Raw genomic sequence first — 25,431 nt, 5'->3', positions numbered from 1 at the left:
TTCGGAAGCGACCGAGGATCCGAAAGCACCGGCGGCAGGTGCCCGGCCGCCAGGATTCGGGCAAGACAGCCATGCGGAGGGGCAGCAGGTGACCGTTGAGATCTGGCAAGGAACGATCACAGGGATCGTTGAGGCAGATGACGGCGCCGGAGGCCCGGCGACGGAGCGGTACTTCCGTGCGGAGCAGACCACGTGCGCGGTCTTCGATGGCCTGGACGACCCCACGTCGGACCTGTCGGGCCGGTGTGCCGAGTGGGAGCGGCTGATCGCCGAGAACCTCGAGTGCGACGAGAGTTCGCACTACCTCGGCGCGCTCTACCGCCAGACCCGCGAGATCGGCTCCGACGGCACACCCGGTGAGTGGTCCGCCGCGGGCGACCCCATCGCTGACCAGTCGTGCGTCACCCCCGCCGACCTCGCCGCAGAGGCCGCCCGCGCGCTCGCGACGTTGACAATCTCCCCGTCCCCGGTGATCGTGCAGCCCCCGGACGGGTGGACCCTGGTCAACGTCCCCACCATCACCTACACCCAGCCCGGGGAGCAGGTCCTGGACACGACCCTGCTCGGCATCCCCGTGCAGATCCGCGCCACCCCACGCACGTACGCGTGGGACTACGGCGACGGCACCACCCCGGTCTCCACGACCGACCCCGGTGCGGCCTACCCGCACCACACCGTCGCGCACACCTACGACCAGCCCGCCGAGCAGGTCCAGATCACGCTCACCACGACCTGGTCCGGACAGTTCCGCATCACCGGCACCACCACCTGGACCGACGTCACCGGCACCGCCACCACCACCAGCACCGCCGACCCGCTACGCGTCTACGAAGCCCGATCACGCCTCGTCACCGACAACCTGCCCGACTGACGCGGCCGCCTTCCCAGGCCGGCGCCCATCACCCCACCGACGCGGGACGTCGTCTGCCCGAGCGCGGCACACCTTTCACGAGATCGACCCCAGCGTTCGAGATCGACCCTCGGGAGGTCGACTTCGCGACGTGCGGGTCGATCTCGCGAGCAACCGGGGCGCTCTCGGGCGCACGAGTACGCCCGCGGCGCCGCTCATCGGCCGAGCGGCGCCGCGGGCGTGGCGGTGGGTGCGCTACGCGCAGGTGAGCGCGTCGTACCCGGCCGTCACCTCCGACGTCGTGCCGGAGACGTCGGTGACGACGACGAGCGCCTCGCCCGCGTCGAGCGCGCCGCGAGCCTTGAACGACTGGTAGGCGTTCTTGCCCGGGTCGACCTGGGCGAAGGACCGCTCGCCGTGGTCCGTCCGCAGGGCGATCGCGACGGTATCGTCACCGTCGTTGGTCGCGCGGACGGCGAGGTACGGGGTCCCGGCGAGGCAGCGGGGCTGCGCGGTGACGGTGACCTGCGGGTCGACGGGCGGGGCCTCGGCCGGGAAGACGTCGAGCGCGTCGAGCTCGGTGTACCAGGTGAGCTTCGTCAGGGCGACGGTGTTCCAGCCCTGCTGCAGCTCGACCTCGTGCGTCACGGACTGCCAATTGCCCCACGTGGTGTGCGGGAAGGTGACGACGCCGGCGTCCGCGCCGTTCACCGTGACCGTGCTGGTCGAGGCGAGCGTGTAGCCACCGCGCTCCGAGCCGTTCGCGAACCGCACGCCGAGCGTGTACGGGCCCGCCTCGTCGGCGTGGACCTGGAGCGCGACGGAGCTGTCGAGGAAGTCGAGCCCGCCGACCTTCTGGCCGCCGGAAGCACCCGACGCGCTCCCGACGGAACCGCGCGTGATGACGCCGTCCTCGAACTCGTACCGCGTCGCGTCGGACGGGATGACGGGCGGGGCTGACGGGCGCGGGTCGCGCGTCGCCGGGTAGACGTCGAACGCGTCGAGCTCGGTGTAGAACGTCGCGCGGGTCAGCGTGATCGTGTTGGTGCCCGCGGCGAGGTCCACGAGGTGCTCGGACGTCTGCCAGTTGCCCCACGTGGTGTGCGGGAAGACGACGGTCTCCGCGACCGCGCCGTTGACGGACAGCGTGCTCGTCGACGGGACGCGCGTCGGGCCGTCGAACGAGCCGTTCGCGAACCGGATGCCCAGGAGGGCCGGGCCGGCCTCGTCGGCGTGCACCTCGACCGTCACGGACGAGTCCGCGAAGTCCAGGCCGCCGACCTTCGCCCCGCCCGACGCCCCGCCGTCGGCCACGACGCGCGCGTTCGCGACGACGCCGTCCTCCGCCTGGTAGCGGTCGGACGCCTGCGGGACGAACGGGACGCCGTCCGCGGTCCACTCGAGGTCCGCGACGTACATCGCGCGGTAGGTGAACGCCGCGTTCCAGCCGTGGAAGACGATCGCGTCGGAGCCGTCCGGCGCGGTGACGACGTCCTGCCCGCCCGGGCCGCGCACGTCGCCCTGGAAGCGGTCGCTCGTGAGCAGCTCGGTCGTGGCCTTGGTCCACGGACCGGCCAGGCTCGACGCCGTCGCGTACGACGTGCGGTAGCCACCCCCGCCGAAGTCGTTCGCCGAGTAGAAGAGGTAGTACGTGCCGTCGCGCTCGAGGAGCGTCGGGCCCTCGACCACGCGGCCCTCGTAGGCCTTGTCCACGCGGATGAGCTCCACGGGCGGGCCGGTGAGCGTCGCGCCGTCGGGCGAGAGCGGCTGGGCGAAGATGATGGCCGTCTTGCCCGTGCAGCAGTTCCCGTCGGCCTTCCACAGCAGGTAGAGCTGGTCGCCGTCGACGAACGTCGCGGCATCGATCGCGCCGCCGAGGTCCTCCGTGCCGGCCTCGCCGTTGGGGCACACGATCGGGTCGTCGCCGACGGGGACGAACGGGCCGTCCGGCGTGTCGGACAGCGCGACGCCGAGGCACTGCCGCGGCGACGTCGCGTCGCGCGCCGTGTAGTACAGGGCGTAGCCGCCCTCGACCGCGGACACCTCCGGCGCCCACACGCAGCGGTCGGTCGCCCCACCCGGCGAGAACGTGCACGACTCGCTGACCCAGGCGCCGAGGTCGGGCGCGACGTCGGTCGGAGCGCTCCAGGTGACGAGGTCCGTCGACGTGCGGTGCTGCACGTTCTGACCCTGATGGTTCGTCGCGTAGGCGTGGTAGACGCCGTCGACGAGCAGGATGTCGGGGTCGGGGAAGTTCGCGTCGACGACCGGCGAGATCGTCGGCTCGGCGGCGACCGCGGGTGCGGCCGCCGGGGCCGGCGCCGCCGTGGCGGCTGCCGCGCCCGAGACCGCCAGCCCGAGCGCGACCAACGCACTCGTGACAGCGGTGGCACGCGAGCGCGCGCGGGACGAGAAGTACTTCATGGGGTGTCCTCTCGACGGTGAGGGGGCAAGCACCCGGGACGGCGTCGACCTCGGGGCTTCGAGTCTCCCGGGCAGACTCCCACAAGTCAACAACTTCTCGCACAATCAAACATGCCCTCGCTCCAGCGACACCGCGACCCGGCGCCACGAACCCGCCCTCGAAACGATCGAGGACGTGGCCGCGGCGCCCGGTGAGGACCGACCCGCTTCCACCGGACGGCGGCGAGTGGCGATCAGCCCAGCGAGACCTCGACGCCGCCCGAGAACATCGAGTCGTGGAGGGAAAGCGTCGCGGGGACCGCGTCGACCGGGATGTCGAACACGACGACGCCCTCGACCGCGTTGCCGGGGTTGATGTCCGTGAGGAAGCTGTTCGTGTCGCCAAGGTAGATCGCGGCCGTGCTGTCACTCTCGTGCGTGCGACCCTCGGTGTCGGTGAGCTGCTGGTTGCCGCCCGTGAACATCTGCGCCTCGTCGCCGATGTTCGTCACCGTCATGTGCACGAGCACGTACTGGCCCTGCGCCTCCTGGCTCAGGTACTGGTCACCGACGCTCGGGACGCCGGTCTCCACCGACGTCACGGTGAACTCGAACTTGCCGTCGCGCACGGCGGTCCCGACGCCGGGCGCCGCGGGCGGCTCGGGTGCGAGCTCCTCAGCAGGCTCCTCCTCGGCGGGCGCGGTGTCCGCCTCGACGTCGGCGCCCTCGGGGCTGGTGGCCTCGGCACCCGCGTCCGCGACGGCGGCGGGCTCGGCCGGCTCGTCGTCGCCCCCGCCCCCGAGGCTCGCGCCAACGATCGCGAGCAGCACGACGACGCCCAGCCCGGTGAGGATCTTGTGCCGTGCGAACCAGGACTTCCGGGGTGCGGGCGGGACGCCCGGCTGCCCGCCCGGCGCCGGGTAGCCGTGGACCGGGTAGCCCTGCGGCGGGTGCGCGCCGTAGGGCGGCATCGTGGGCCTCGCGGCCGGTCCCGACTGCGGATGGCCGCCGGGGGGTGGGGCGAACGAGGACTGCGGGCCGGTCGGCGGCACCGGAGGGTGCTGCTGCGGGTGCGGGGTGGGTGCGGACATCGTCGCCTCCTGCGTCGTGGTCGACGGCGCTCGGTCGGCGACGTCGTGCTGGTCTCGACGACGAGAGTGCGCGTCGTGGTCGATCCGGGGGATCCCCCGACCGGCTCGACCCGGCACCCCGACCGGTGGATCCCAAACCGCCGGCCCCGGCCGAACGATGGAGCCCCGCCGTCGGCGGGTGCCCGTAGGCTCGCGCCCATGCACCCGCCACCGCAGCAGCCCGGACCGCCTCCGGCCGGTCCGTACGGCGCCGGTGCTCCCCGCGGTGCCGGCGGCCCTCCGCCACGACACCCTGTCCCGTACGCGGGCCAGCCGACCCCGCCCGTGATCTGGGCGGGCCCGCCCCCGGGCGGCACACGGCCGCCGTCGGGCCCACCGCTCTCCTCGCACCCGTACCCGCCGCCGTACCACCACGCCGACGGGCCCTACCCCGTCGCGTCCGCCACCGGGCCGTCGCCGCTCGGCCGGGCGTGGTCCGTCCTGGGCACCGTCGCCGCGGCGAGCGCGACGTTCGGCGTCGGGATCGTCAGCGCGACGTACGACAACATCGGGCTCGGCCCGGACCCCGCCGGGTGGCGGATCGGGCTCACGCTGCTCTGGTGGGTGCTCGCGGCCGGGCTAGCGGCGGCCGTCGTGTGGCGCGACCGGCACGCCGTCGTCGTGTGCCTGGCCACCGCCGCCGCGGGAATCCTGACTCCCGTCGGCGCGATGGCCCCACTCGTCGCGCTGCCGTTCGTGATCGCGCGGGAGCGGCGGTGGAAGGTCGTCGCGCTGTGCGCCGCGGCGACAACGCTCGCCGTCGGGGTCTCGTTCTGGCGCGACGCGGCACGCGACGGTGATGGGGTGATCTTCTCCACGACACCGGTGGGGAGCACGGCGACGTCCTATCTCGACCCGGTGGGGTACGTCGTGCTGACCCTGCTGTGCCTCGGCCTGTCCGTGGGGGCCGGGTTCCTGCGCCGGGCGCTCGGGCGTGCCGACGCCGCGCAGCAGGTCGCCGTCGCCGAGAACCGGCGTGCGGAGGCGCTCAGCACGCAGGCGGACGAGCTGCGCACCGAGCTGTCGCGTCAGGACGAGCGCGAGCTCATCGCGCGTGAGATGCACGACACGGTCGCGCACAACCTCTCCGTCGTCTCCCTCCAGGCGTCCGCGCTCGAGGTGACCACGAACGACCCCGGGGTGGTCGACGCCGCCCGCACCATGCGGTCCTCGGCGCACCGCGCGCTCGACGAGATGCGCGCCCTCATCACGTCGCTGCGCGCCGGGTCGGAGCAGTACACCGGTTCCGCGCCCGCCCTGGGAGACCTCGCGACCCTGCTCGACGACGCCCGGACCGCGGGCGTCGACCTCGCGGCGACCGTGTTCGTCAGCGACGCCGACGCCGCGCCGCCCGCGCTCACGCGGGCCGTGTACCGGGTGGTGCAGGAGTCTCTGACCAACGTCATGAAGCACGCGCCCGGGGCCAGGGCCGAGGTGGACGTCCGGGCGCGGCCGGGCGACGGCGTCACCATCACCGTGCGCAACGCGCTGACGCGCGACCTCGACCCGTACACCACCCCGCTGCTCGGTGAGCCCGGCGCCACGGTCGGCGGCACCGGTGTGCCGGGCGGCGGTGCCGGGGTCGTGGGGATGCGCGAGCGGTGCGAGGCCGTGGGCGGCACGTTCGACGCCGGCGTGGACGGCGGCCGGTTCGTCGTGCATGCTCGCCTGCCCTGGGACCCGCCGACCGTGCAGCCTGCCACCCGTCGAGGCCGCTGACCGTCGCTGCCCCGCGTGGGCGCTCACCGCTAGTCTCGCGTCGTGATCCGGGTGATGGTCGTCGACGACGACGCGATGGTCCGCCGACTGCTGCGCACCATCCTGCAGGCGAGCGGGCTCGACGTCGTCGCCGAGGCCGCCGACGGCGACCAGGTCGTCACCGCGGTCCAGGCCCACCACCCGGACGTCGTCCTCATGGACCTGCGGATGCCGCGCGTCGACGGGGTCGTCGCGACCCGCGCGGTCCGGGCGCTCCCCGACCCGCCCGGCGTGATCGCCATGACCTCGTTCGACACCGAGCAGATCATCCTCGACGCGGTCCGTGCTGGAGCCGACGGGTTCCTCGCAAAGGACGCCGAACCCGCGGAGATCGTCGCCGCGGTCCGCGCGGTCGCCGGGGGCGGCGGCGCGCTGTCGCCCCGCGCGGCGAAGACGATGATCACCCAGGTCGGTGCCGACCCCGGTGCGGCCACCCGACGCGTGGCCGGGGAACGCCTGGCCGCGCTCACCGAGCGCGAGCTGGACGTCGCGCGCCTCCTCGTCGAAGGCTTGTCCAACGGCGAGATCGCCGGTCGCCTCTACCTCGGCGAGGCGACCGTCAAGACGCACCTCTCCAGCGCGTGCGCCAAGGTCGGGGTCGCGAACCGCACCCAGCTCGCGATCGTCGTCGCCCAGGCCACGGGGTAGCGGCGCAACCCGCCGACCTGGCGGCGACGGTGCGGGCAGTCAGCGGCGCGACCGCGGCGCGGCCCGGCACCCGATGGCACTCCCCCGCGCGGGGGACGTGGCACCACCCGCTGCGCCGGTAGCGTCACGACCGTGATCTTCTGCGGTGAGAACGAGTGGTGAGCGCGCGGGCCGTCGTCGTCGGTGGCGGGATCGGCGGGCTCGCGTCCGGCGTCGCGCTCGCCCGCGCCGGGTGGGACGTCACCGTCCTGGAACGCGCGTGCTCGCTCGAACCCGTCGGGGCCGGGATCGCCGTCGCCCCCAACGCCGTCCGCGCGCTCGGCGCGCTCGGCCTCGGCGACCGGCTGCGCGACCTCGCCGCGCTCCAGGGCGAGGTCGGGCTGCGCCGGCCCGACGGGCGCTGGCTCGTCCGCGCCAACGCGTCCGCCGCGAGCGCCCGGTTCGGCGACCAGACGCTCGTGCTGCACCGCGCCCAGCTCGTCGGCATGCTCGCCGACGCCCTGCCCGACGGTGCGCTGCGGCTCGGCGTCGACGCCGCCGTCGTGGACCCCGGCGACGCGGGACGGCCCGCGCGCGTGCGGGTGCGCGACGCCGTCGGGCAGTGCCGTGACGTCGGACGGGACGGTGCCATCGGGCGGAGCGGCGACGCGCCGCGACAGGGTGACGGGCGTTCGGACGGGGAGCCGTCGCCGGATCGGCTGGGCGTCGACGACCGGTCACCGGGCGACACCGAGGAGATCGAGGCGGCGCTCGTCGTCGCGGCCGACGGCATCGACTCGCCGACCCGGCGGCACTGGTGGCCAGGCGCGCCGGGGCCGGAACCGGGCGGGTCGACGGCGTGGCGGCTCGTCGCCGAGGCCCCGCCCGGCGAGCCGGGCGGTGCGGTCGGGAGCGAGACGTGGGGTCGCGGGATCGTCGTCGGGATCGTGCCGCTCGCCGACGGGCGCGTGTACTCCTACGTGTCCGTCGCCGACGCCGCCGGGGTCCCGGCGTCGTTCGCGGAGCTCCGCGAACGGCTCGCTGACTGGCACGCGCCGATCCCCTCGCTGCTGGCCTCGGTCGATCCCGCCGCGGTGCTGTGCCACGAGCTGCGGCACCTCCCCGCTCCCCCCGCCTCGCTGGTCACCGGCCGCGTCGCGCTTGTCGGCGACGCCGCGCACGCGATGCTGCCGAACGTCGGTCAGGGCGGATGCCAGGCGCTCGAGGACGCTGTGGTGCTGGGAGTGCGGACGGGCGGCGGCACGGGCGGCGCCGACGTCCCCGCGTCGCTGCAGCGGTGGTCGGACGAGCGCCGCCCGCGCGTCGAGAAGATCATGACGCTGTCCGCGCGGACGGCGGCGATGTCACGCGCCACCTCCCCGGCAGTGACCACCGTCCGCGACCTGGGCGCACAACTCACCGGCCCGTGGAGCGCGGCACTGGGAGCGTGGGCGCTCCGCGGGGTGCTGGGCTGGCGGCCACCGAGCTGAAGAGGGCTTGGCAGGGTGTCAGGGTCCCAGGAGCGCCGCCGGGACGACGGCGATCCCGTCTGGGCGGCGGTACGCACGGGGCCCGGTCGTGACGACAACAGCGTCGGCCAGGTCGTCACCGAGCCGCTGCCGGAGCCACTTCAGGTGCCGGAGGTCCGCCTCGGACGGGGTGGGCGTTAGCTTCACCTCGATCGCGACGACGCTCCCCTCGGGGCCTTCCACGACGACGTCCACCTCGTGGTCACCGTTGCGGGTCCGCAGATGAGAGACGGCCGCGCCGCTGGCGAGGGCGTAGACCTGCACGCACATCGCCACGAGATGCTCGAACAACGGCCCCAGAAGATGGTCGCGTCGACCGCGGACGAGCGACGCCGCAGAGGCCCGCAGCAGTCGTGCCGCGAGCCCCGGATCTGCCAGCTGGTGCTTCGGGGTGCTCGCGAGCCGGTCGAACTCGTTGCGCGTGGGCAGCCACGCGGGAAGCGGGTCCAGCACCCACAGCCCACTGAGGACGTCGCGGTACGCGAGCGTCGTGGTCCGTGCCGGCTTGTTCGCCTCGCCCGGAGTGGCCGCGTCGAGGATGCGGCTGTACTGGGTCGTGGTCGAGGTCGCGGCGGCATACCCAGCCAGCCACGCGGCGAGGACCTGTGGCTTGCGTACCGGGTAGCCCTGCTCGGGGAACTCCCGCTGGACGAGGTTCTCCAGGTAGGCGTCGATGAGAGCGGGACGCGTCTGCGCTGGCTCGTCGTAGATTCCCGGGAACCCGGTCGCCACGATCTGCTCCGCGTAGTCGGTCAGCCGGAGGCCGCTGTCGCCCGTGATCGTCGCACCTCCACGCAGCAGCGCGGTGAGGCTCACCGTGGGCTCCGCGACTCCGCGCTCCGCAAGGCTCAGCGGCCGCATCCGGAACGGCACGATGCGGCCCGCCCCCGAGTGGACGGTCGCTCCCCGCGGCGCAGAGCTCCCCGCCAGGAGGAGCCGTCCCCGAGGTGATCCGTCGTCGACAGCCCGACGCACGACGTCCCAGGACTCCGGCCAACGCTGCCACTCGTCGATGAGCACCGGGCCGGGGAGCTCCGCGAGCATATCGGGCTGAGCGGCGAACGTCGTCCGCTCGACCTCCCGGTCAAGGCGGATCACGGTTCGCGCACGCCTGCTGGCCGTCGCGGTCTTTCCCACGCCCTTGGCACCTTGCAGGACGACCGCCCGCAACGACGGCTGCACGTCATCCAGGACGGTGTCGATGACACGTCGACGGTAGATATCCACCCAGCTACGCTACCTCTAGCAGGGCCTCTAGGCTACCTCTAGCAGACTTTCTACGCTACGTCTAGCAGGACATCTACGCTGCACATGGCCGAGGCAACAGAGCAGGTCGGAGTTGCTGACACTCGACAATTCACCCCAAGGACGCTTGCTCTTCGCGAGAGTGCCTGATGAGCTTCCGGCATGGAATCCGCCGTTGAAACTGCGCTTCGCACGCGCATCATCCAGTGGGTGCACGAGCGCGCTGAGGCGAACGGAGGGTTCCTCCACCGCGACGAGCTGCTGGATTTCCACATCGACGGCCGCAAGCTCCCGGTGATCGACTACTCGCGCGGGATCCGGAACCCGCACAGCTTCTCGTCGACGCTGTCCATCGTGAGCTCGGCGCACGGCCCGTACGACGACACCGAGTCCGACGACGGCCTCCTGCACTACGCGTATCGCGCCGGTGACCCGTGGTCGGGCGACAACCGGAAGCTCCGCGAAGCGATGACGAGCGGGATGCCGCTCATCCTGTTCCGCAAGGAAGTCCCGAACATCTACACCCCGGTCGCCCCGGTGTACGTCGTGGACGACGAGCCGGAGAACAGCCAGTTCCTCATCGCCCTGGACGAGGCCTTCCGGTTCATCCCCGATCCGGCCCACCTCACGACCCCGCAGCGCGAGTACGCGCTCCGGCTCGCCAAGCAGCGACTGCACCAGCCGGCGTTCCGCACCCGCGTCCTCGTCGCCTACGAGACCCGGTGCGCGATCTGCGAGCTCAAGCACGGCGCACTGCTCGACGCGGCGCACATCGTGCCGGACAGCGACGAGCGTGGACTGCCGACCGTGAACAACGGGCTCGCCCTCTGCAAGATCCATCACGCTGCGTACGACCAGAACATGCTCGGCGTGACGCCTGACGGCGAGGTACGCATCGCGCTCGAGCTGCTCGCGGAGATCGACGGCCCGATGCTCAAGCACGGCCTTCAGGAGATGCACGGGCGCCACCTCACGCTCCCCCGCCGTCGTGCCGACAGACCCGACCGAGAGCTCCTTGCATGGCGCTTCGAACGCTTTGGACGCCCGTAACCCGCTCACGAAGGTCACTCGCTTCACGGCGCGGGTGAAACCGCGAGGTGGTTTCGCCCCCGTGTCGGAGGTACGGGTTAGTGTTCGCGCAACCACATCGAAGGAGACGTGTGAACACTCCGCCGGTCGCCGCGTCGCTCGCTGACGAGCAGGCCTACTTCACCCATGCCCGCGACGTCCGGGAAGCGAAGCGGGCCGCGCGCAGCGCGGCGCCTTCGGCTGCGGGGGACAACAAGGCCGCGAGCAGGCTCAAGGCGAACGCCGAGGCCGACGACACGTTGGGAGATCCTTCGGACGCCGCCGCGTACCTCCGGATCGACACGGAGGACGAGACGTTCTACGTCGGGCGCGCTGGGGTGCGGGACGACGCCGGTGACGTCCTCGTCTACTCGTGGAAGGCCCGCTTCGTCCAGGGGCTCGCCTCGGCGACCGCACACGACCCGGGCGACGTCCTCCGTCAGAGGCGTTACCACGTCCAGCCGGTCAACACGATCACGGAGACGAGCGACACGGTCTTTGCCGAGCTCGCCCGGCGCATCGCAGCGCTGGAGGACCTCGACCCCGGACAGGATCCCGTCGCCTACGTGATGGGCGAGGACTCGTTGCTGGTCGATGCGCTCGAGCAGGAGCGCAAGCCGGAGATGCGCCAGATCGTCGAGACGATCCAGGCGGCGCAGGCGGCACTCATCAGCGCCGACGCCGAGCAGCTGCTCGTCGTCCAGGGCGGGCCCGGCACGGGGAAGACCGCGGTCGCGCTCCACCGCGTGTCCTCGCTCCTCTACGAGGGTGACGTCGCACCTGACGAGGTCCTGGTCATCGGCCCGAACCCGACGTTTACCCGGTACATCAGCAAGGTGCTCCCCGAGCTGGGCGACGAGCACGTACGCCAGACCGACGTCACCGGGCTGCTCGGAAAGCCGGTCACGGTCAACGTCAAGGAGGATCCGGCAGCAGCACGACTCAAGGGCGACGACCGCATGGTCGACGTCCTGGCGAAGGGCCTGCGCGACCGGCTGCGCTTCCCGACGGAGGACCAGCCGTTCACCGTGCGCGGCGTCTCGTGGCGCGTGCGCCTCGAACCGAACGAGCTGGCAGCCCTGATCGACGACGAGAGCGACAAGCCCTACTCCGTCGGCCGAGGCGCCTTCCGCGAGCGCCTCGCTTCCGAGATCGCGGTCAAGGCTCGTCGGCGCGCCAAGGACGACGGCGACCGACTCACGGGGGACGTCCGCGATCTTCTCGACGCCACCGAGATCGACAACGCCGTGGAGCGCATCTGGCCTCAGCTGTCACCGCAGTCGTACGTGCGCGACCTCTTCGGGTCGCTCGTGCGGCTGGCGTCTGCAGCGCAGGGAACGTCACTGACCGTCGGCGAGATCCAGCTGCTGCGCCGCGCGTCGGCCCAGCGGATGTCGGAGCAGTCCTGGTCACGTGAGGATGTCGTCCTGCTGGACCACGCGGCAGCGGAGATGGGCGGCGAGAACGAGTCCTACCGGCACATCGTCGTCGACGAGGCTCAGGACCTCTCCCCGATGCAGTGGTTGGCCATCCGACGCCGCTCGGCGAACGGCGCGTTCACCGTCGTCGGCGACATCGCCCAGTCGACCGGCCTCTGGGCGCGCGACAGCTGGGACGATGTCGTCGCACTTCTCCGCTCGCCGCTCCCGCACGAGTCCGTCGAGCTGAAGTACGGGTACCGCGTCCCGCGGCAGGTCATGGATCTCGCCGCGAAGCTGCTGCCGACGGCGGCACCTGGTGTCACAGCACCTCTCGTCGTCCGCGACGCACCACGCGCTCCCCAGCTCCGCGAGGAAGAGCCGGCATCGGTCGCTCGCGCCGTGCTCGAGGCGATCCAGGAGCACTCCGGCAAGGGCAGGTTCCTCGGTGTGGTCTGCCCGGACGCCCGGCGAGAAGAGATCGTCGCCGCGCTGCGCGACGAAGACATCAACTGGGACGACGCGGACAACGGCGCACTCGGTGCGTCGATCAACCTTGTCAGCCCGGTCGCCGCGAAGGGCCTCGAGTTCGATGCTGTCGTCGTCGTGGACCCCGCCGAGATCGTCGGTGCGGGGCCTCACGGCGAGCGCATGCTCTACATCGCGCTCACCCGCACGACGAAGTACCTCGACGTCGTCTACCCCGTGGGCACTCTCCCGCAGGCACTCGCGCCCGAGTCGGACCAGGTCAGCTCACCGCAGGGCCCGGCTGTCCCGTCGGCAGCGCCCGAAGCCGTTGAAACTCTTGCGACTGCATTCTCACCGAAAGCTAGCGAGCCCGAGCCCGAACCAGAGCCGGCGCAGGCGCCTTCGGGGAACTTCGAAGCAGCTGGAAGCACTCCTCATGGCACGGCGCTCGTCGGCCTCACCTCTGCTCAGCAGAAGACGGTGCAGTTCCACGCGCAGAACGTTCTGGAGCTCTTGGAGGAGAACGCACCCCCGCGCATGTGGCGACACGTCCTGTCGGCTGCGCTCGAGCGCCTTGACCGGAACGGACCGCAGCAGCCCTGACTTCGGGAGCGCGACGCGCCCTTCGACGACGTTCCTGTCAATGACCTGCACACGCGGATCGAGGTGTTGACCACATGGCCCGGCAGCGCTATCCGGCGTTCAACTGCGCCTCGTATTCCCTTGCCGACTCCATGATCTCGTCCTCCGAAATGAAATCGTCCCATTCGCGAAGGTAGGGACGCTGCTCGTCGGCACCATTGGTGCAGACCACGTCGTCGTGCCAGTCGTCGTTGTAAGTGGGCGAATAGCCGCAGGACCAGGTCGGGGCCACCGTCAGGTCGTCTACCGGGCCAGCCGAGCAGAGTCCTTCTTGAACGGCAAAGTCGAGGGCGGCGGGCATGACGTCGTGCGCTGCGATCTCGGCGCAGGAGTCGTTGCCCGCGACCTCGGCAAACGAGGTGAGCGTGACGTAGTCGACGAAGACGTCGTACTCCGTCGGGCACTCAGCCCCCAACGCGTCCAGCTCGCCGTTGATCGCGCCGTCTGTGTCACCGGCTCGCAGACGAGAGATCACACGCTCAAGGAGCGAACTGCACGACGCCGCCACTGCCTCGCCACCACCGGTCCCGTACGAGCCGTGGTCGTCGCTCTGCGGCGCGTACGGCGCGGTGCAACCGCCGAGAAGTACGGCGAGACCCACGACCCCGCCCACGGCAGTTCTGGGGCTCGGCTGGCGTTCCCTCATCGTGCGAGGTCGCAAGCGACGGCGTTGTAGCTGTGGACCGCGGGGTCGTCGGTCGCGTGGAAGTGCGAGCTTCCACTCTTCCGGATGGTGACGGAGCCCAGTTCTGTCGACGAGAAGCTCGCGTCTCCAGTCATCTCGACGACCTCCCCAGCGCGTACCGTCGCCTGGCCGGCGAAGCCGTTCCCCGCGGCGTCGACAAGCAGCTCGTACTTGCCGGACTCGTTGACGTACACCGCCTGGCAGGCGTATGACCCGTCCTTGAGGTCGGCGATCGAGGACTGGCTGTTGTACCACCAGATGACACCCACGATGCCGACAGCGATGGCCGCGTAGGGCTTCCATGTCCGCCAGATCGAAGGTGGAACGGTGTCGCTCTGAGCCATGGGCCGAGTCCCCTCTTTCCCCGATGAGCACGCAGGCGCAGACGCTACTGGGCCGCGACGGCCGGTGATACGGCCAGCACAGAACTTCACCCGCAACCCGGACATCCTCGACACACCTCGCGGATACCCTCAGGGCATCCCGATCGTCGACTTTCCAACGGAACGCACGGGCCGCGTTCCGGGAGAAGATGACCCGAGCAACGTGCGGGCGCAGACCCTCACTCGAACAGACATGGCACCACGCAAGGAGCAGGCACGTGACAGCGACGGCGGAGTCACGAACAGAGTTCACCGCGGCCCCGGGGTCGACGGTTGTCGTCCGGGACGAGGAGTGGCTGGTCACCCAGATCGAGCCGACGACGGACGGGCACTTCGTCCACGTCGTGGGGTTGTCGGAGCTGGTGCGTGACACGGAGGCGGTCTTCTCGACCGCGCTCGACGACGTCGCGGTCGCGGACCCGGCGGAGACGACGGTAGTGGCCGACGGTTCGCCCAGGTACCGCACGTCGCGCCTGTGGCTCGAGGCGATGCTGCGCAAGACGCCGGTCCCGATCGCGGACCCGGCGCTCACGACGGCGCACCGGGCGCTGGCGGACCCGCTGCCGTACCAGTTCGCGGCGGTGCGCAAGGCTCTGGACCCGGACAACCTGCGTCCCCGCATCTTGCTGGCGGACGCGGTGGGCCTGGGTAAGACCCTCGAGATCGGCATGATCCTGTCGGAGCTCGCGCGGCGGGGGCGCGGCGAGCGGATCCTCGTCGTGACGCCGAAGCATGTGCTGGAGCAGATGCAGTTCGAGCTGTGGACGCGTTTCGCCCTGCCGTTCGTCCGCCTGGACAGCACGGGCATCCAGCGCATCCGGCAGAAGCTGCCGGCGAACCGCAACCCGTTCGCGTTCTTCAAGCGGGTCATCATCTCGATCGACACGTTGAAGTCCGACAAGTACGTGGCGCACCTGCGCAAGCACCGGTGGGACGCGGTCGTGATCGACGAGTCGCACAACGTGACGAACTCCTCGACGCAGAACTTCCGCCTCGCGACGATGCTCTCCCGCCAGACGGACGCGCTCGTCCTCGCCAGCGCCACCCCGCACAACGGCGACCCCAGGTCGTTCGCGGCGCTGGTCCGGATGCTGGAGCCGTCCGCCGTCAAGCCCGACGGCGTGGAACTGGACGAGAAGCAGGTGGAGCGGCTGATCGTCCGTCGGCACCGGCACTCGCCCGAGGTCGCGTCGGTCGTGGGGGCGGACTGGGCGGAGCGCAGGGAACCGCGGAACGTGCTCGTCCCGGCGTCGCCGGTCGAGGAGGAGATCGCGGTCGAGCTGGAGCGCACGTGGCTCTGGCCTGCCGGTGGTGCGAGCCCGTACTCCGGCAAGGGTGGTGCCACGCTCTTCCCGTGGACGCTCGCCAAAGCGTTCCTGTCCTCCCCCGCCGCGCTGGAGGAGTCGATCCGCAAGCGGCTGCGCGTCCTGGAGGGCGGCCGGCAGGAGTCCGACGACGAGGACTCGCTCGTCGCCCCGGACACCACGGACACAAGCCCCGTGCCCGACGGCGAGGCGCACCTTCCCGGCCTGGCCTCGCCCGGCCCGGGAGCGGCGTCGGGCACCGGCACGCGAGACGCCGAGCGTGCCGCGCTCACGCGCCTGCACGGCCTCGCCCGGCGCTCGCTCACCGAGCCGTCGGCGAAGTACGACGCGCTGCTCGACCACCTGCGAGGCATCGGCGTCCGCAAGGGTGCGGAGATGCGCGCGGTGGTCTTCGCGGAGCGTGTCGCGACCCTGGGCTGGCTCCGGAAGAAGCTCGTGCAGGACCTCGGGCTGACGGACGAGAACGTCGTCGTGCTGCACGGCGGCCTGTCCGACGTCGACCAGCAGGCGATCGTCGAGTCGTTCAAGCTCGCGTCGTCGCCGATCCGCGTGCTGGTGACGGGCGACGTGGCGTCCGAGGGCGTGAACCTGCACAGCCACTGCCACCACCTGGTGCACTACGACATCCCGTGGTCGCTGATCCGCATCGAGCAGCGCAACGGCCGCATCGACCGCTACGGGCAGAAGCACGCCCCGCAGATCACCAGCCTCCTGCTGGACCCGCAGACGACCCGACAGTTCGGCGGCGACCTCCGCGTGCTGACCCGTCTGATGAAGCGCGAGCACCACGCGCACACCGCGCTCGGCGACACGGCGTCGCTCATGGGCGAGTACTCGGTGAAGGCCGAGGAGAAGGCGATCGCGGACGTTCTCCGCCGAGCGAGGTCGCTGGAGAGCGTCGTGAAGGAGGTCGAGGAGGTCGTCGCCGACGACGGTCCCGCCGGCCTCCTGGCGCGTCTGATGGGCATGGGCGCCGCGGCTCCCGCCGAGCCGGAGACCTACGCCTCGACGGTGGAGACCGGCGGCAGCACGGGCGTCTACGACGACGAGCTGTCGTTCCTGGAGGACGCGCTCACCCAGATCTGCACGACGCCGGGGCAGGAGCCTCCGAACGGCGTCGCGTGGAAGACCTACCCCCAGCAGTCCCTCGCCTCGCTCAAGCCGCCGCGCGACCTGCAGCAGCGGCTGGAGGTACTGCCGCAGTCGTACCTCACGGACCGGAACGTGACCGAGACGCTGCGGCTCGCGACGGCGACCGCGCGCGGCACCCAGGAGCTGGTGAACGCGAAGAGCGCGGAGTCGCGCTCCACCTGGCCGGAGGCGCACTTCCTCGGGCCGCTGCACCCGGTGGTGGACTGGGCGTCCGACCGTGTGCTCTCGACGTTGCAGCGCCGCCAGGTGTTCGCCGTGCGCGGCGGCGTCGAGGACCTCACGGTGCTGGTGCAGGCGGCGTTGTACAACGTCCGGGGTCAGGTCGTCGCGACGTCGTACCAGACGGTCGCGTTCCCCAACCCGGACAGCCCGTCATTCGGCCTCGCGTCGCAGCACGCGTCGTCCGCCGACGCCGTCGCGCACCTGCGCGTGGGCACCACCAACACGGGAGCGATCCCGGGTGCGGAGGCGCTCCAGCCGTTCGTCCGCCAGGCCGTCGCGTCCGCGGAGGCGTCGGTGGGCGACCAGATCGAGTCGATCCGCGCCGAGACGCAGGAGCGCGTCGAGGCGTGGCTGCGACGCAGCCAGCACTGGCGCATGGAGGCGTCGGCGCTCATCGGCCGCGAGGCCGCGGCCGCGAGGTCCGGCATCGCGAGCCGCCAGTCCGACGTCGACGAGGAGACCCGCCTCGCGCGGGAGATGGTGCCGCACCGCACCCTGCTGCGACCCCTGCTCGTCGTCGTCCCCGTCGACCAGCCCGACACCGAGGAGAACCACTGATGGCCGCGAGCGACGCGATCGTCGTCGGCGAGGACTGGATCAGCGAGCACTACGTCGGGTCGGACGGCAAGCAGTCCTTCCGGACGCGGGTGCTGGAGCGCCGCAAGGCGTGGGACGACGCCGAGAAGGAGGGCGAGCAGACGACGCGTGCCCGGTTCGTGGGTGCGCGGGCGAGCCTGCTGTCGACGCTGGCGGGGCTGGGCGAGGAGGGCGGCCGGTTCGCCGTGCTGCCCGAGCTCTACGCAGAGCTACGCAGGGTGCTCGGCTACACGTCGGTCGCGCTGCAGTCGAAGCAGGATGGCCCGGTGGTCCGGGTCCACGCGACCGGCTTGGAAGCCGCGGCTCCTCTCGTGATCGTCGAGGCGGTGGCGGTCAAGGACGTCGAGTCCCTGCTCGCCAAGGGTGACCGGGACAAGCCGTCGCCCCGCGACCGGACGCTGCTCGAGCCGTACGCCGTCGACGACACGACGCAGATCCACTCGGTGGCGCGGCTGCTGTCGTACCTGTTCGTGCAGGACGACGCGCCCGAGTTCGCGCTCGTGCTGGCGGGCGGGTGGATGCTCGTCGCGGAGAAGGCGCGCTGGGCGGAGGGCCGCTACCTCGCCGTCGACCTGCAGCTCGTGGCCGAGCGGGCGGACGACAAGCGCGGCGGGGAGACGGACACGGCGCTGACGTGCGTCGAGGCGGCGTCGCTCGCCCCCGACCCCGAAGGCAACCTGTGGTGGCCGGGCGTGCTGGACGAGTCGGTGAAGCACACCGTGGGGGTGTCGAAGGACCTGCGCGAGGGCGTGCGGCTGTCCATCGAGATCATCGCGAACGAGGTGGTGCGGCGCCGTGCCGCGCAGGGTCGGGACCCGCTGCCGCAGGCCGAGGCGCAGGAGCTCGCCGGGCAGTCGCTGCGCTTCCTGTACCGGATCCTGTTCCTGCTGTTCGCGGAGGCGTCCCCGGAGCTGGGCGTGCTGCCCGTCGGCGACCCGACGTACGAGCAGGGCTACAGCCTGGACCGGCTGCGCGAGCTGACGCTCGTGGAGATCTCCGGCCCGCGTGCGGAGGACGGCACGCACCTCTACCAGTCGCTGGGCACGCTGTTCCGGCTCGTCGACGCCGGGCACGACGGCGCGGCAGGAGCGGCGCGGGACGAGCGGGTCGGCGGCGAGGTGCGCCGGGTGGACGACGGGGCGGACGGCCTGACGTTCCAGCCGCTCAAGGCGGACCTGTTCCTGCCGGCGAAGACCGCGCACATCGACGCCGTCGGGCTGGGGAACGCGGCGCTGCAGCAGGTGCTGCGGCACCTGCTGCTGAGCAAGGAGTCGAAGGGCAAGGACCGCGGGTTCATCTCGTACGCCGAGCTCGGCATCAACCAGCTCGGCGCCGTGTACGAGGGGCTCATGAGCTACACGGGCTTCTTCGCCACCGAGGACCTGCACGAGGTCGCCAAGGACGGCAACGCCGAGAAGGGCTCGTGGGTGGTGCCGGTCGTGCGGTCGCAGTCGATCGCATCGAAGGACTTCGTCACCGCGCCGGACCCGGTCACGGGCGAGCAGAAGCCGGTGGTGCACGAGCAGGGCACGTTCGTGTTCCGGCTCGCGGGCCGGGAGCGGCAGCAGTCGGCGTCGTACTACACGCCGGAGGTGCTGACCCGGTTCACGGTGTCGCAGGCGCTTGTCGAGCTCATCGGGCCGGACGAGGTCAAGGAGGGCTCCGTCGAGTGGGAGGGCCGCGAGGTCCCCCGCACGATGTCGGCGCGCGAGATCCTCGACCTCACGGTGTGCGAGCCGGCCCTCGGCTCCGGCGCGTTCGCCATCGAGGCGGTGCGCCAGCTCGCCGCCGCGTACCTGCGGCGCAAGCAGGCGGAGACGGGCGAGCGGATCGACCCCGACCGCTACGCCGCCGAGCTCCAGAAGGTCAAGGCGTACATCGCCCTGCACAACGTGTACGGGGTGGACCTCAACGGGACCGCCGTCGAGCTCGCCGAGATCTCCCTGTGGCTCGACACGATGGGCGAGGGTCTGCAGGCGCCGTGGTTCGGCCTGCACCTCAAGCGCGGCAACTCCCTCATCGGTGCCCGACGTGCGGTGTACCGCCGCGACCAGCTCGCCAAGCGGGCGTGGCTCACCGCGGTACCCACGGACGTGCCGCTCGCGCCGTCAGACGCCGACCGCTCCGCCGGGCGGTCCAGCTCGCTCGGCGACGTGGGCGGGAGGATCCACCACTTCCTGCTCCCCGCCGCTGGCTGGGGCTCGGCCGTCGAGGCGAAGGAAGCCAAGGAACTCGCCCCCGAGGCGCTGGCCCGCCTCAAGGCCTGGCGCAAGTCGATGCTCGTGACGCCGTCGAAGAAGCAGGCTGACGAGCTGGTCAACCTCGCGCACCGGGTCGAGACGCTGTGGGACCTCGCGCACCAGCGGCTCCGCATCGCCGAGGACCAGATCCGCCGGTCCATCGACGTGTGGGGGGCCGACGACCTGCCCGTCGGCGGCGCCGTCACGCGCAAGCAGATCGAAGAGGCACTGGCCGACGCGAAGGGCGCGTACCAGCGGCTCCGACTCGTCATGGACGCGTGGTCGGCGCTGTGGTTCTGGCCGCTGACTGATGGGTTAACCCGGGTCAAGTCTGACGACGGTTCCGAGGAGAGCGTCGAACCGCCGACCCTGGACGAGTGGATCGCCGGCCTGCGCGCCGTACTCGGCGTCCACGCCGAGACCGGAGCCTCGGGGCGTGGACGGAAGTGGACCGGCGGCGACCAGACCCTTGCGTCGACTGCCGACTGGGACGAGCTCAACGAGGCCGAAGAGCTCGAGCTCTCGTTCGCCGGTGTCGCATCGCCGGAACGAGTGCTGCGCGAGCACCCGTGGCTCGTCGTGTGCCAACGGGTTGCCGCTCAGCAGGGGTTCTTCCACTGGGAGCTCGACTTTGCCGCGGTGTTCGCCGCTTGCGGTGGGTTCGACCTTCAGGTGGGTAACCCGCCGTGGGTCCGGCCGATGGTAGACCTTGAAGCCCTGCTCGCCGAGGCCGACCCGTGGTGGCAACTCAAGAACAAGGCGACACAGTCGGAGCTCGCTGCTCACCGTGAGTCTGCCCTCGCCACCGAGGGCATGGTCGACTTCGTCGTCGGCGCGGTCGGTGACGTCGAAGTGACCAAGGAGTTCGTCAGCTCCGTTCAGGACTACCCACACTTGGCCGGGCTACAGCCCGACCTGTATCGCTGCTTCATGGAGCAGACCTGGCGGCATCAGTCCACGGCCGGAACGACCGCCCTCATCCACCTCGAGTCCCATTTCACGGACGAACGAGCGGGTCTCCTCCGTGCCGCAACTTACGAACGCCTGCGTCGCCACTGGCAATTCATCAATGAGCTCCAACTCTTCGAGATCCAAAACCAGAAGCTATACGGCATCAACATCTACGGCGATACCGGCCGCCCCCGCTTCCTCCAATCGGCGTCCCTCTACCACCCCGACACGGTAGAAAGGTCACTCCTCCACGACGGAACAGGCGCGGAGCCTGGGATCAAGGACTTGGATGGCCAGTGGGACCTACGACCTCACGCCGCCCGAATCGTCCACGTCGACGACGAAGTACTCGGCACGTGGAATGAAATTCTCGAAGGTGTCGATGTTCCCCTGCGCCAGAGTCGCATGGTCTACGCGGTGAACCGGGCGACGGCTGGGGTACTCGGTACTCTTGCTTCCGCGCCGCGAATCGGGTCGCTCGGCCTCCAGTTCTCAGCGGGATGGCACGAGAAGAACGACCGCACAAGAGGCCTTTTCGAGTCCGATTGGGGTAAACCCGGAGCCTGGCGAGACGCGATCCTTCAGGGTTCGCACGTCGGTGTCGGCAATCCCGCCAACAAGAACCCGAACCCGACAATGGCAAATCAACGGGACTGGACCGCCGTTGACCTGGAAGATCTCGGCGCAACCACGATCCCGGCGACGTCGTACAAGCCGCGCGGCGACCGCAAGGCCTACGACGCGGCGTACACGCACTGGACCCGCGACGTCGTCGTCGGCCCGGACGGCAAGCCCATCGACGACTCCCCCGCCGTGGATCCGAAGTTCATCCGCCACGTGGAGACGGCTTCCCGCGCCGACGGCACCACCGTCCGCACCGAGACCGTCTCCGCCCGCGCCTTTTACCGCCTCGCCTGGCGCAACATGGCCGCAAACACCGGCGAGCGCACGTTCATCCCGGCGATCATCCCGCCGGGCACCGCGCACATCCACGGGGTCTCGTCGCTGGGCGCACCCGCCGCCGGGTCGCGAACCATCGCACTCGTCGGGTCCATCGCAGGGTCGCTGATTCATGACTTCGCGGTGCGCTCCGCACCGAAGTCGACCATCTCCGCCACGACCGTCGAACGACTCCCGATGGTCGACGAACGCCTCCAGAACGAGATCCTGTTGCGTGGCCTTCGCCTCAACTGCGTCACCGACGCCTACGCCGACCTCTGGGCCGAGTGCTACGACGAGGCATTCCGCGACGACTTGTGGACCGGCCTGCCGGAGCGCACGGGCTGGGTGGACCTCGGCGACGTCGACCCGGTGTGGACGCCGGAGACGCCGCTGCGCCGGGCGGAGGACCGCCGCCAGGCATTGCTGGAGATCGACGCCCTGGTGGCGCTGTCGCTGGGTCTGACCGCGGACGAGCTGTGCACCATCTACCGCACCCAGTTCCCGGTGCTCTACGGCTACGACCGCAACCGGGACCACTACGACGACAACGGCCGCCTCGTCCCGAACACCGTCCTGACCACGTGGCGCAAGAAGGGCGGCAACGACGGCCGCTTCTCGGAGGACGACCTCACCGCCGTCCACCCGGGCAGCGGCGTCGCCTACACCTACGAGCTCCCGTTCCAGACCCTCGACCGCGAGGCCCATATGCGCCAGGCCTACGCCGAGTTCGAGCGCCGCCTCGCGGCACGAGCCGAGCCCGCCATGCCAGCGTAGACGCCTGCTGACTCGCACGAGCGAGTCAGCAGTTCCGCACGCCAGTGACACCATCCGCCCCCGCGAGACCACGAAGGACGAGGAACGCTCGAGTGGAAACGAACGTCCGGACCCCGCAGCAGATCTTCATCCAGCCGCAGCAGATCGTGGTCCCACTCTTCCAACGCCCCTACGTGTGGGAGGAGGAGGACCAGTGGGAGCCGCTGTGGCAGGACGTGGTCCGGATCGCGTCGATCCGGCACAGCGGCTCGATCGGGGCGAGCCACTTTCTGGGGGCCGTCGTCGTCCAGGCGGAGGAGTCCGCAATGGGGAACCTCATCGTGCGGAACGTCATCGACGGTCAGCAGCGGCTGACCACGCTTCAGCTCCTCATGGATGCCGCGGGCGCCGCGTTCGAGGAGCGCGGGCTCGACCGGTACAGCACCCAGCTCGAAGCCCTGACGCACAACAACCCTGCGTTCGTGGACGACGAGGAGCAGCGCCTCAAGGTGCGGCACACCAACCGCGACCGTGCGGCGTTCGACGACGTCATGAACGCGGAACCGCCGGTCACCCACGACGACCTGCCGCACTCGACGTCCCGCATCACGGCGGCGCACGCGTACTTCGCCCGCTGCGTCGGCGAGTGGCTGGACGGGGAGGGCGACGTCAGTGCCGGGGTACGGCCGGACGACGTCACGCAGCGGGCGGAGCTCCTGGCCGGCGTGCTGTCGAACGGCATCCAGTTCGTCGTCATCGACCTGCAGGCGAACGAGGACTCCCAGGCCATCTTCGAGACCCTCAACGCTCGCGGTACTCCCCTGACGGCCGCCGACCTGGTCAAGAACCTCGTCTTCCAGCGCCTCGCGAAGGAGGGTGCGGACGCACGATCGGCGTACCGGGACGTGTGGCCCTTCGACTCCGCGTTCTGGGACTCCGAGATCACGGTCGGGCGTGCGACGTCGACGCACGCAGCCCTGTTCATCAACCAGTGGCTCGCGGCGACGGTCACCGAGGAGGTGCGCCCCAGAGCGACCTTCACGCGGTTCAAGCACTACATGGAGCACGAGGCCGGACGCCCGATGCTCGACGTCCTCATGGACATGCGCGCGCAGGCCGAGCTCTACGAGCGCTGGACCCGCGCCGTCGGGGACACCCGCCGGAGCCTCGACCCGGTCGAGATGTGCATGTACCGGTCGCGCGCGATCGGATCGGCGGCGCTGACGCCGATCCTGCTCAGGCTGCACCCGGCGGACGACACCCTGCCCGACGACGTCGTGTTCGGCGTCGTGCGCCTCGTCGAGAGCTGGCTCGTGCGTCGCACCCTGCTGCGGCTCACCTCGACATCCCTGGGCCGCGCCGTCGCCGAGGTCCTCCGAGCGATGCGAGGCGTCCCGGCGGAGGGTCTCGTCGAGCGCGTCGAGGACACCCTGCGGTCCTTCCGCGTCACCTCCACCTACTGGCCGGGCGACGCCGAGATCCGCCAGGTGTTCGAGGAGGAGCGAGCCTACCGACGCTTCTCGCGGACCCGGCTGCGAATGTTCCTCGAGGCCGCCGAGAACCAGCTCCGGGGCGAGTACGACGCGCAGCAGGTACCACGCGGCGCGTACCCGATCGAGCACCTGCTCCCGCAGTCCTGGGAGAGGAAGTGGCCCGTCGACAACCTTCAGGACGAGATCGCGCGCAACTCCCACGTGCACCGGCTGGGCAACCTCACCCTCCTGACGGGCAAGCTCAACTCGTCCGCGTCGAACGCCGCGTGGCTCGGCCGCGGCGGCAAGCGCGCGAAGATCGCGCAGCACGACGTCCTGCTGCTGAACAGTCGCCTGCTGACGATGAGCGAGACCGGCTGGGACGAGGAGCACATCGACGTCCGGACCCAGATCCTCCTCGACGGGATGCTCGCGGTGTGGCCGGTACCAGACGCCCATACAGGTGAGGTCACGGACGCCCGGACGAGCGGTCAGGTGAGCGTCACGGTGGCCGAGCTCGTCCATGCTGGGATGATCGCAGCCGGCACCATCCTGCGGCCGCGGTCCGGGACCTGGGGCGCCAAGACCGCCGTCGTGACCGAGGCCGGCCTGATCGTCGTGGACGATCAGACGTTCGACACCCCGTCACGCGCCGGCCGCTACGTGCGCGGCGGGGTCACCAACGGCTGGACGTTCTGGTCGCTGGAGGACGGGCGTCGGCTCGCGGACGTCCGGCAGCAGTTTCGACCAGAGGCGCCGTCGGCACCCGACGAGGCCGCCCGCCACTGGGACCCCGAGACCGACCTCGACGACGCGTCGGAGTACTGGGCGGAGATCGGCGACCGGGCACGGAGCATCTTCGCCGCACTGGTCGCCGCCGCTCCCGAGCCGGTCCCCGCGCCCGTCCTCGCCGAACGGGTGGGAGAGGAGAGCGTCCGATCCCTGGCCGGCGCGCTCGCGTTCACGGACCGTGCGGCGGCGAAGCGCGGGCACCGCATGCCGTCACGCTTCGTCGAAGGCAACCCGAGCTCGTACTGGATGGACGAGTCGACGGCCGAGACCTTCGCGGCTGTCATCAATGTGGTGGAGGAGGAGCGCGCGGAGCTGCCCGAGCTCTCCGATGACTGGGCCGAGGCGATCCGATCCGGCACGGAAGACGAGGCAGCACTCCTCCGCGTCCTGTCCGAGATCGACGGCATGCCCGTACCGGCGGTCGGCGACGAGCTCGTCGAGGGCATTCCCGTGTCGCTCTCGTGGCCGAATCTCAGGCTGACGGCCACCGTCGACACCCTCGCCGCCGCCGACCGGGATCTGATCGAGTCGTCCGGATGGGTCCTGATCCCGTTCGACGCCGATGCCGTGGAGCGGGCGGTCAAGGCGGCCGTTCTCGCCGCCACGTCGAGATGACGGCTTCATAGCGGGTGAAAATCGTCTCGCACCTCTCATATCGGAAGGCGTCGTGTGTAGGTTCGACCCGTCGTCGGTGGACGAGGCTGGGCGCGTCCGGGAAGAAGGAGCCACATGGCACGTCGGTCCGTCACGAGCAGCTGGTCGCGCCCCGCTACAGGCCG

14 protein-coding genes are annotated in these 25,431 nt (G+C 70.9%); 9 read left to right on the top strand and 5 right to left on the bottom strand.

Annotated elements, in window-relative coordinates:
- The first annotated feature begins 88 nt into the window (after positions 1–88).
- Positions 89–871 carry a hypothetical protein gene (locus ACZ402_RS11950; RefSeq protein WP_375825041.1) on the top strand — a complete coding sequence of 261 codons (783 nt, stop codon included), beginning with the start codon at positions 89–91 and terminating at the stop codon, positions 869–871.
- A gap of 234 nt (positions 872–1,105) precedes the next feature.
- Here the strand turns inward: ACZ402_RS11950 and ACZ402_RS11945 are convergent, their stop codons facing one another.
- A complete protein-coding gene (locus ACZ402_RS11945) occupies positions 1,106–3,274 on the bottom strand; it encodes a family 43 glycosylhydrolase (protein ID WP_375825040.1) in 2,169 nt (722 codons plus the stop codon).
- Positions 3,275–3,507: 233 nt separating this feature from the next.
- Positions 3,508–4,344, bottom strand: a complete 837-nt coding sequence (locus ACZ402_RS11940; RefSeq protein ID WP_375825039.1) for a DUF4352 domain-containing protein — start codon at positions 4,342–4,344, stop codon at positions 3,508–3,510.
- 198 nt (positions 4,345–4,542) lie between these two features.
- Between ACZ402_RS11940 and ACZ402_RS11935 the strand changes: the two genes are divergently transcribed.
- From ACZ402_RS11935 to ACZ402_RS11925, 3 genes are all read left to right on the top strand, one after another.
- Positions 4,543–6,102, top strand: coding sequence for a sensor histidine kinase (locus tag ACZ402_RS11935; RefSeq protein ID WP_375825038.1), 1,560 nt, complete (start codon positions 4,543–4,545; stop codon positions 6,100–6,102).
- Positions 6,103–6,144: 42 nt separating this feature from the next.
- Positions 6,145–6,789 carry a response regulator gene (locus tag ACZ402_RS11930; RefSeq protein ID WP_375825037.1) on the top strand — a complete coding sequence of 215 codons (645 nt, stop codon included), beginning with the start codon at positions 6,145–6,147 and terminating at the stop codon, positions 6,787–6,789.
- 158 nt (positions 6,790–6,947) lie between these two features.
- Positions 6,948–8,258: an FAD-dependent monooxygenase gene (locus tag ACZ402_RS11925; RefSeq protein WP_375825036.1), complete on the top strand. Its 1,311-nt coding sequence runs from the start codon at positions 6,948–6,950 to the stop codon at positions 8,256–8,258.
- Between the two features lie 18 nt (positions 8,259–8,276).
- Here the strand turns inward: ACZ402_RS11925 and ACZ402_RS11920 are convergent, their stop codons facing one another.
- Positions 8,277–9,524 (bottom strand): ATP-binding protein, encoded by a 1,248-nt coding sequence (locus ACZ402_RS11920; RefSeq protein WP_375825035.1) that lies wholly within the window; start codon positions 9,522–9,524, stop codon positions 8,277–8,279.
- 228 nt (positions 9,525–9,752) lie between these two features.
- On the opposite strand from ACZ402_RS11920, the gene ACZ402_RS11915 reads away from it, so the two are divergent.
- Both ACZ402_RS11915 and ACZ402_RS11910 read left to right on the top strand, forming a co-directional pair.
- On the top strand, positions 9,753–10,592 hold the full coding sequence (locus ACZ402_RS11915) for an HNH endonuclease (RefSeq protein ID WP_375825034.1): 840 nt from the start codon (positions 9,753–9,755) through the stop codon (positions 10,590–10,592).
- A gap of 110 nt (positions 10,593–10,702) precedes the next feature.
- On the top strand, positions 10,703–13,099 hold the full coding sequence (locus ACZ402_RS11910) for a HelD family protein (RefSeq protein ID WP_375825033.1): 2,397 nt from the start codon (positions 10,703–10,705) through the stop codon (positions 13,097–13,099).
- A gap of 88 nt (positions 13,100–13,187) precedes the next feature.
- On the opposite strand, the gene ACZ402_RS11905 is transcribed toward ACZ402_RS11910, so the two are convergent.
- Both ACZ402_RS11905 and ACZ402_RS11900 read right to left on the bottom strand, forming a co-directional pair.
- A complete protein-coding gene (locus ACZ402_RS11905; protein WP_375825032.1) occupies positions 13,188–13,739 on the bottom strand; it encodes a hypothetical protein in 552 nt (183 codons plus the stop codon).
- A 41-nt stretch (positions 13,740–13,780) separates the two neighbouring features.
- Positions 13,781–14,167: a hypothetical protein gene (locus ACZ402_RS11900; RefSeq protein WP_375825031.1), complete on the bottom strand. Its 387-nt coding sequence runs from the start codon at positions 14,165–14,167 to the stop codon at positions 13,781–13,783.
- Between the two features lie 257 nt (positions 14,168–14,424).
- Here ACZ402_RS11900 and ACZ402_RS11895 point away from each other — a divergent pair, with 257 nt between their 5' ends.
- The 3 genes from ACZ402_RS11895 (at position 14,425) to ACZ402_RS11885 (ending at position 25,267) form a co-directional block, all read left to right on the top strand.
- The gene (locus ACZ402_RS11895; RefSeq protein ID WP_375825030.1) at positions 14,425–17,463 is read left to right on the top strand and encodes a helicase-related protein; all 3,039 of its coding nucleotides are present in this window, start codon (positions 14,425–14,427) and stop codon (positions 17,461–17,463) included.
- Positions 17,463–22,409, top strand: a complete 4,947-nt coding sequence (locus tag ACZ402_RS11890; protein WP_375825029.1) for a class I SAM-dependent DNA methyltransferase — start codon at positions 17,463–17,465, stop codon at positions 22,407–22,409. Before ACZ402_RS11895 ends, ACZ402_RS11890 begins: the two co-directional genes overlap by 1 nt.
- A 92-nt stretch (positions 22,410–22,501) precedes the next feature.
- Positions 22,502–25,267, top strand: a complete 2,766-nt coding sequence (locus tag ACZ402_RS11885; RefSeq protein ID WP_375825028.1) for a GmrSD restriction endonuclease domain-containing protein — start codon at positions 22,502–22,504, stop codon at positions 25,265–25,267.
- Positions 25,268–25,431 lie beyond the last annotated feature (164 nt).

The sequence above is a fragment of the Cellulosimicrobium sp. NPDC030954 genome (assembly GCF_055571305.1).
This window is presented reverse-complemented; position numbering and strand designations above follow the sequence as displayed.

Coding starts and splice junctions, on each gene's coding strand:
- ACZ402_RS11940 (WP_375825039.1), bottom strand. CDS start 4,344: ATGTCCGCACCCACCCCGCACCCGCAGCAGCACCCTCCGGTGCCGCCG.
- ACZ402_RS11890 (WP_375825029.1), top strand. CDS start 17,463: ATGGCCGCGAGCGACGCGATCGTCGTCGGCGAGGACTGGATCAGCGAG.
- ACZ402_RS11900 (WP_375825031.1), bottom strand. CDS start 14,167: ATGGCTCAGAGCGACACCGTTCCACCTTCGATCTGGCGGACATGGAAG.
- ACZ402_RS11945 (WP_375825040.1), bottom strand. CDS start 3,274: ATGAAGTACTTCTCGTCCCGCGCGCGCTCGCGTGCCACCGCTGTCACG.
- ACZ402_RS11935 (WP_375825038.1), top strand. CDS start 4,543: ATGCACCCGCCACCGCAGCAGCCCGGACCGCCTCCGGCCGGTCCGTAC.